Source organism: Rummeliibacillus sp. SL167 (assembly GCF_007896505.1).
Taxonomy (GTDB): domain Bacteria; phylum Bacillota; class Bacilli; order Bacillales_A; family Planococcaceae; genus Rummeliibacillus; species Rummeliibacillus suwonensis.
This window is the reverse complement of the sequence record NZ_VCBM01000001.1, coordinates 2,458,855-2,466,707: the sequence shown is the minus strand read 5'-3', so window position 1 is coordinate 2,466,707 and position 7,853 is coordinate 2,458,855. Positions and strand designations below refer to the sequence as shown.

The 7,853-nt window shown below is 35.5% G+C and carries 7 protein-coding genes, 1 pseudogene, 1 riboswitch and 1 other annotated feature (1 of these 10 running past the window's edge); of the genes and pseudogenes, 7 read left to right on the top strand and 1 reads right to left on the bottom strand.

The window, feature by feature from the left end; genetic code table 11:
- Positions 1-110: a sequence feature (most likely nonfunctional fraction of RNA operon), on the top strand; it begins 199 nt to the left of the window's first position.
- Between the two features lie 1,180 nt (positions 111-1,290).
- A pseudogene (locus FEZ13_RS11095) lies at positions 1,291-1,755 on the bottom strand (DUF1572 family protein).
- Positions 1,756-2,288: 533 nt separating this feature from the next.
- Here FEZ13_RS11095 and FEZ13_RS11085 point away from each other — a divergent pair.
- The 7 genes from FEZ13_RS11085 to purS all read left to right on the top strand — a co-directional run bounded on the left by FEZ13_RS11085 (position 2,289) and on the right by purS (position 7,852).
- Entirely contained in the window at positions 2,289-2,852 is a 564-nt protein-coding gene (locus FEZ13_RS11085) for a hypothetical protein (protein ID WP_146552657.1), read from the top strand.
- 432 nt (positions 2,853-3,284) lie between these two features.
- Positions 3,285-3,473, top strand: coding sequence for an NETI motif-containing protein (locus FEZ13_RS11080; RefSeq protein WP_146549844.1), 189 nt, complete (start codon positions 3,285-3,287; stop codon positions 3,471-3,473).
- Between the two features lie 98 nt (positions 3,474-3,571).
- Positions 3,572-3,670, top strand: a riboswitch (purine riboswitch).
- 272 nt (positions 3,671-3,942) lie between these two features.
- Positions 3,943-4,431, top strand: a complete 489-nt coding sequence (gene purE, locus FEZ13_RS11075) for a 5-(carboxyamino)imidazole ribonucleotide mutase (RefSeq protein WP_146552656.1) — start codon at positions 3,943-3,945, stop codon at positions 4,429-4,431.
- Positions 4,428-5,552, top strand: a complete 1,125-nt coding sequence (gene purK, locus FEZ13_RS11070) for a 5-(carboxyamino)imidazole ribonucleotide synthase (protein ID WP_146552655.1) — start codon at positions 4,428-4,430, stop codon at positions 5,550-5,552. Before purE ends, purK begins: the two co-directional genes overlap by 4 nt.
- 12 nt (positions 5,553-5,564) lie before the next feature.
- On the top strand, positions 5,565-6,860 hold the full coding sequence (gene purB / locus FEZ13_RS11065; protein ID WP_146552654.1) for an adenylosuccinate lyase: 1,296 nt from the start codon (positions 5,565-5,567) through the stop codon (positions 6,858-6,860).
- 30 nt (positions 6,861-6,890) lie between these two features.
- Complete coding sequence (purC, locus tag FEZ13_RS11060; protein ID WP_146549840.1) at positions 6,891-7,607, top strand: phosphoribosylaminoimidazolesuccinocarboxamide synthase; 717 nt, start codon at positions 6,891-6,893, stop codon at positions 7,605-7,607.
- Positions 7,604-7,852 (top strand): phosphoribosylformylglycinamidine synthase subunit PurS, encoded by a 249-nt coding sequence (purS, locus tag FEZ13_RS11055; RefSeq protein ID WP_146552653.1) that lies wholly within the window; start codon positions 7,604-7,606, stop codon positions 7,850-7,852. Before purC ends, purS begins: the two co-directional genes overlap by 4 nt.
- Position 7,853: the final 1 nt, after the last annotated feature.

Genomic DNA, 7,853 nt, shown 5'->3' with positions numbered 1-7,853 from the left:
ATGATGGCAAAGAGGTCACACCTGTTCCCATGCCGAACACAGAAGTTAAGCTCTTGAGCGCCAATGGTAGTTGGGGGCTGTCCCCCTGCGAGAGTAGGACGTTGCTAGGCGTATTAAGGTACTGCTAATAATTATTGGCAGTACCTTTTTTTGCATTGGTTTCTATTAAAACTTGAGATATAAAAAAGGCAAGGTTTTATATCTCAAGTTATTGAGATCATAGTTATGAATAGCCATATAAAGTCTTGAAAAAAGAGAAAATATAAAATTCTTTTTTATCTTGGACTATGCTAATTAATATTGTTAATGAATCACAAGCATGTTAATTAGGAAAAAATAGGTGACAAACTTGGCATAATTCTAGAAAAACATGTGTTTTTAGCTCCTATTTATAGATATCTTCACTGTGGTTTGCTCGATTCCTCGAAAATGCATGAGCGTTCCCTTCGTGCGGTGCCCGTTCACTGAGGTCCATTCAACGTCCTATGGGAAAAGCGAACAGTTAAGACCCAGCATGAGCAATTAAAAAAATGAGTTGTGGTGGGCTACTCCTGCGGAAATGACTCCTTGACCAACGTCCTCTTGCCCCATGGAGGCTCAAGCTGTGCCCACATGAGTTTATGCAAGCCGTAGTGGAAATCACTCGAATACACTATATTTCGTGGAGAAAATTGGATAATAAACATACTCGAATAAATCATTATAAATAAATAATATTCAATATATTTAAAAAATAACCATTTTTTATATTATTAAACTTATACTCTTCATTTAGTAAAGAAAAATTATTTTATTCCTTTCTCACGCGTGTTGATTTGACAAAAATTAGGTCGTCTGTGGCGTAATTTTTGAGAAAACCTGTATTTTTCGGACCATTTATATAGATCTTCGCTGCGGCTTGCTCGTTCCTTTTTGTGTAGCACATATTCGATAAAAAAACAATCCAATGTCCTGCGGAAAGAGCGAATAAATCTTTTGAAAGAGCAAATAAAATCCCTGAGAGAGCAAATAAATTGTCTCAAAGGGCGAATAAATCTGCAGAGAGCGAATAAATCTTTTGAAAGAGCGAATAAAATCCCTGAGAGAGCAAATAAATTATCTCAAAGGGCGAATAAATACTTTATGGAGAAAATCGGATAATCAACATGCCTGTTCCTTTCTTTCAAAAAATCTCATCAAATTAAAAATATCTATTTGAAACTCGGGTCTCTTTTATTATCTAGACTGGTGTTTTTTTAGCATTTGCTATAAATAAGGTTCTGACTTACCTTTTTGGATACTTAGGTTTTTCTAATCTTTACCTTTTAATTGTTTACCAATATAAACGATTTGCCCAATATGATAAGCATAATGAGCTAATTATCTTTCAATGGCTTCTATTACCGAATGACTTTCACCACGAATAGATACATTCTTTAATAAATCCTTTTCGCTTAGGTTATTTAATGCTTTAAAAAGGGTGTTCCATTCCTTTTCTAAAGTCTCTCTCAACTCAGTTTTTGATGCTATGTTATCTACAAATTCTTGCTCACGATTCCGATTGGGCTTCTCCCCATCGGAATGTAGGAAATCTGTCCATCTTGATACCATATTCCCACTTAAATGCGTTACGATAATGGCAACACTATTTGATTCTTCATTTAAAGTCCAATGAATATCATCTTCAGATAGTTGTTCAATTGTCTTATCTCCAAGACTTTTAATGATTTTAAACCTTTCTGTTACAATCTTTAAATAGTCAGCTTCAATATTCATTAGTGCCCTCCCATTCCAATAAATAATAAAAAGTTATCCTTATTTTACCACAGGTTTCTGTACTTAATCTCCGTTGAACAATAGCAGCTAATGTGGATAATTTCTGAATGAGTGATAAGTTTCACCAGTTGAAAACAAATGATTTTGACTATTATTTTATAGACGCATGATCACTTCGATTTTTTATAATATCGAGGAATTGAAATTAATTTAAATAAGCGGTCGAGGTGTTTGGAGCAATACCATTAAAGTGTTGCTCCATTTCTTTAACTGGACAGTTTAGTTGAAAAAAATTGTTTAAAATAATTATCATTATTAAAATGAACACCGTGATAGTTTTTCTTGATTATGGTACAAAAAAATATAAATATTCGCTGTTCAGATGTTTTATTAATGGATAGGAAGATATAAAACAAGTGAGGGATTCAACAAAATGATTAAATTGGTATCTCCTAAGCCTTTTTTCTATAAAGGCGGGGAGAAAGCTGTACTGTTATTACATTCTTTTACAAGCAATACGAGGAGTGATACGTTTGGTAGTTTTGTCAATAAATGAACAGGTGAATAAAGCCATTTGCGAAGTCTGGTTAGAAAATCTTAAAGATGATTATCATAATTTTTCCTTATTAAAAGAAGATACTATGAAAAATTCGTTTTACTTTCATTTGAGAAATAAATTAGGAGAAGATTTTTTAAATGCTAATAATTTACGTATATTTACCGAATATTATATCGATGGTGAACGTATTGATTTAACAGTAGTTAAAATTGATCCTATTAAGGCAACAACTAGCTATTTAGGTGATTGTGTAATAGAAGTTATTGCAGCTATTGAAATGAAATATAAAGGTTATCAAGTTAAAGATGAAATTTTTTTGGCAGATGTTAAAAAGGTAGTATCGTATATTGAAGAATGGGAATCTAACACCCATTTTTATGTGGCATTTATTAGAGAAAAGTATGTAAATCTTTCAGATGCAGAAACATGGCTAGATTCATACTTAGGAAAAGAACTAAAAGGAAATTTGACTGAGATGTACGCTTTTTGGAATGAAGAAACAGATAAAATGGATTGGATGTTGAAAAATATCAAATAGATTTTATATGAATCAATTTCATAAATCATTTTCTTCTTGAAAAATGCGAACATTTAATAAAGACTCATTTTAATTATTGTGGAGTGGAATGGTGACTCCTCGGAAATGCATGTGCATTTTCTTCGTGCGGTGTCTATTCAGGGAAGCTTATTTAGAGTCCTGCAGAAAAAGTTTGAGTGAAAGCCACAAAGATATTCGCTTTGTCGAATGTCTTTTTATTTTTAAATTGCTAGATGAATGATTTTTTTGTTTGGTAATTTACTTGTGAGATTAACTGAACACATGATTAAAAGCAATTGCTCCAATTGTATTGAAAAGGGTCTGAAAGAAAGTTCATTTTTATGTAAAAAATAAGTTCACACATACAACTGATAGAACAAATCCGTTTTAGCCGCTATAATATAAAAAAGATTCAAGTCAGGAAGTGATAGAATGACTAAAAAACAATTATGGTTTGAAGTAGAAGAAACAGAAACAATTGACGCATGTTTGGAAAGAATGAAGAAACAAGGATATATGCCGGTCGGTCGAAAAGAAGAACCGCTTTTTCAAATGGTGAATGGAGAACCCGTTCCTATTCGTCAAATTATTAAATTTAAAGGATTGTTCATCGAAAAATAGAATAAAAATTATTTAAAATACGAACGATATACTTTTTGCATATTTCAATGTTCGTATTTTATGGTTGACTTGTGTTCTTTCTCTTGTTAAAATGTGAGAAGAAAAAACATTGAATCCCCCATATATGCTAGAGGATTGGCTCTAGTGTCTCTACCCGGCACCGTAAATGCTGGACTATGCGGGAAAGCAACTAAACTATAGGTGTATACATAGGCGAAAAGCATTTATGGAATGCTTTCATAGCCATGTTATCTATAAATCCTTAGGTATCTGCTTTTCACGCGTAGTAATAATGTAGTGAAATGGGTATCTGAGGATTTTTTATTGGATGAACTTCTTTCATAAATGTAGTTACAAAGCAAAAGAAGTTAAACCTTAGGCTGATGTCACAGATTTAGAAAGCGTAAAAAATTATTCATGGTCTATCTGAATGTCATTATGTCGAAGTGTAATTATAGGAGGCACATACATGAATCCGAAAATTGGCGTCATCATGGGAAGTTCAAGTGATTGGGGAACTATGAAATATGCATGTGATATTTTAGATGAATTAGAAATCCCGTATGAAAAAAAAGTCGTTTCTGCTCATCGTACACCTGATTTGATGTTTGAATATGCTCAGCAGGCACGTGGTAGAGGATTACAAGTCATTATAGCTGGTGCTGGCGGTGCAGCTCATCTACCGGGAATGGTGGCTGCTAAAACAACATTGCCTGTTATTGGTGTTCCAGTTCAATCTAAGGCATTAAATGGACTTGACTCTTTACTATCAATTGTGCAAATGCCAGGTGGTGTTCCAGTAGCTACTGTTGCAATCGGCAAAGCTGGAGCAACGAACGCAGGGCTGTTAGCAGCACAAATCTTGTCTATAACCGATTCAACCATTACAGAAAAAATAGAGGCGAGACGACAAGTGATGAAAATGAAAGCTTTAGAAAGCACAGGTGAGTTACAGTGATGAAGACGATTTTTCCTGGCCAAACAATTGGGATTATTGGGGGTGGTCAGCTTGGACGTATGATGGCACTTGCTGCAAAAGAAGCGGGTTTTAAAATTGCCGTATTAGAGCCAACAATGGATTCACCATGTGGTCAAGTAGCTGATATTCGTATTGTTGCACCTTACAATGATGAAACAGCTCTTGAAGAATTGGCTGAAGTCAGTGATGTCATCACGTTTGAATTTGAAAATATCGATTATGATGGATTAAAAAGATTAACAGAGATCGCATATGTACCACAGGGTGCTGAACTCATCAAAATTACACAAGATCGAATCCAAGAAAAAATAACCATCAGTCAATCAGATTGTCCTATCGCAAATTATATTGCTTGTCAAAACTTTAATGAGCTTGTGCAGAATATTGAAAAGGTCGGTTATCCTTGTATCGTGAAAACTGCACGTGGAGGATATGACGGAAAAGGGCAACAAACGATATACTCAGCAGATGACTTAGAGCTTGCAAGTCCATTATTTGAACATTCAGCTTGCGTAGCTGAAGCGTTTGTACCCTTTACGAAAGAAATTTCAGTGATTGTTCAAAGAAATGTTCAGGGTGAAACTTATTGCTTGCCAATAGGTGAGAATATTCATGTTAACCATATTCTTCATGAAACAATCGTACCTGCGCGCATTAACAATAAGACAGCTAAATTAGCGGTCGAAGCAGCAGAAAAAATCGCAGACTATCTTCAATTAATCGGTACATTGGCTGTTGAAATGTTCGTTCTTGAAGATGGGACTATTGTGATTAACGAATTAGCACCAAGACCACACAATTCTGGACACTACTCCATTGAAGCTTGTAATATATCGCAATTTCATCAACATATCCGCGCGATATGCGGTTGGCCATTACGCAAACCAAAGCTTTGGAGTCCTTCCGTTATGGTCAATATTCTAGGACAACATGTGATGCCGGTAACGAACTCATTGTCAAAATATCCAGATTGGTCTATTCATCTTTATGGAAAGCAACAAGCGAAGAAGAATCGGAAGATGGGGCATGTTACAATAATGACGGATAATCTTGATCATACTATTAAAGAAATTAATGATTCTGCCATTTGGGCGGAATAGAAGGAGACAAACATGATAGCACGTTACACTCGTCCTGAAATGGGCGCAATTTGGACAGAACAAAACAAATACCAATCTTGGTTGGAAGTAGAGATTCTAGCTTGTGAAGCTTGGTCAGAGCTTGGAGATATTCCAAAAGAAGATGTAGCCAAAATTCGTGAAAACGCAACTTTTGATATTGATCGTATTTTAGAAATTGAAAAAGACACTCGTCACGATGTAGTAGCATTTACTCGTGCCGTATCCGAATCACTTGGCGAAGAACGTAAATGGGTACATTATGGGTTAACTTCAACAGATGTGGTTGATACAGCTCTTTCTTATCAATTAAAACAAGCAAACGAAATCTTAAGAAAAGATATTCACAATTTTATCGACATAATTGCTGCAAAAGCAAAAGAACATAAATACACAGTCATGATGGGCCGCACACATGGTGTACACGCTGAACCAACTACTTTTGGATTGAAGCTTGCATTATGGTACGAAGAAATGAAACGTAACTTACAACGTTTTGAAGCTGCAGCCAAAACAATTGAAACGGGTAAAATTTCTGGTGCTGTAGGTACTTATGCAAATATTGACCCATTTGTGGAACAATACGTTTGTCAAAAGCTAGGACTACAGGCTGCACCGATCTCCACTCAAACATTGCAACGTGATCGTCATGCTGAATATCTTGCGGCTCTTGCATTGATCGCTACTTCCATCGAGAAATTCGCGACAGAAGTTCGTGGACTTCAAAAATCAGAAACACGTGAAGTAGAAGAATTCTTTGCAAAAGGACAAAAGGGATCTTCTGCAATGCCTCATAAACGTAATCCAATCGGTTCTGAAAATATGGTCGGTATGGCACGCGTTATCCGTGGTCATATGCTAACTGCATACGAGAATGTTTCTTTATGGCATGAACGTGATATTTCACATTCATCTGCAGAACGTATCATTTTGCCAGATACAACAATCGGCTTAAATTATATGTTAAATCGCTTTGGCAATATCGTGAAAAACTTAACAGTATTCCCAGAAAACATGAAACGCAATATGGGTCGTACTTTTGGATTGATTTATTCACAACGTGTGTTACTTGCATTGATCGACAAGGGTCTTGTACGTGAGGAAGCTTATGATACTGTTCAACCATTGACTGCAAAAGCATGGGATGAACAAATTCAATTCCGTGAACTTGTCGACGCAGATGAGAAAATTACTTCTTATCTATCTAAAGAAGAAATAGACGATTGTTTCGATTATCACTACCATTTGAAAAATGTAGATATGATTTTCGAACGTCTAGGCTTAAACTAAATAACTAAACCTAAACCGGGGGTATCAACAGTGGAAAAAGGTCAACTTTTGTATGAAGGAAAAGCAAAAAAATTGTATGCAACAGAGGATGAAAAAATCCTTTTCGTTGAATACAAAGATAGCGCTACAGCATTCAACGGTGAAAAGAAAGCAGAAATTGCAGGCAAAGGTGTTTTAAATAACAACATTACGTCATTGATCTTTGAAAAACTAAAAACAGCTGGCATTGACTCGCACTTCGTTGAAAAAATTTCAGATAACGAACAACTTGTGAAGAAAGTAGATATTATTCCAATCGAGTTGGTAGTACGTAATATTGCGGCTGGTAGCCTTGCTAAACGATTAGGCATTGAAGAAGGAACACCTCTTAAACGCCCAATCGTAGAATTTTATTACAAAAATGATGACCTTGGAGACCCAATGATCTCGGAAGAACATATTGACGTATTGGGCATTGCTTCTAAAGAAGAAGTGAAGGCCCTTTACGACAATGGCTTAAAGATAAATGAAATCTTGCGCCCATTTTTCGAAGAGATCGATGTCATATTAGTTGATTTTAAATTGGAATTTGGTCGTGATGAAAACGGTCATGTACTATTAGCAGATGAAATTTCACCTGATACATGCCGTTTATGGGATGCAAAAACAAAGCAACATCTTGATAAGGATGTATTCCGCCGTGATCTCGGCGATTTAACAGAAGTCTATAAAATCATATTATCCCGTCTAGGAGGAGTAACTAAATGAAAAAAGTGAAAATCTATGTAACACTTCGTGAAAGTGTTTTAGACCCTCAAGGAACTGCTGTCAAGGGTTCACTACACACAATGGGCTATAACGAAGTGGCAGATGTTCGCATTGGTAAATATTTAGAATTGCAAATCGATCCTTCAAAACGTGATATCGATGGCATAGTAAAAGAAATGTGTGAAAAGCTACTAGCAAATACAGTAATTGAAGATTACCGTTATGAAATCGAGGAGGCTAACTAGA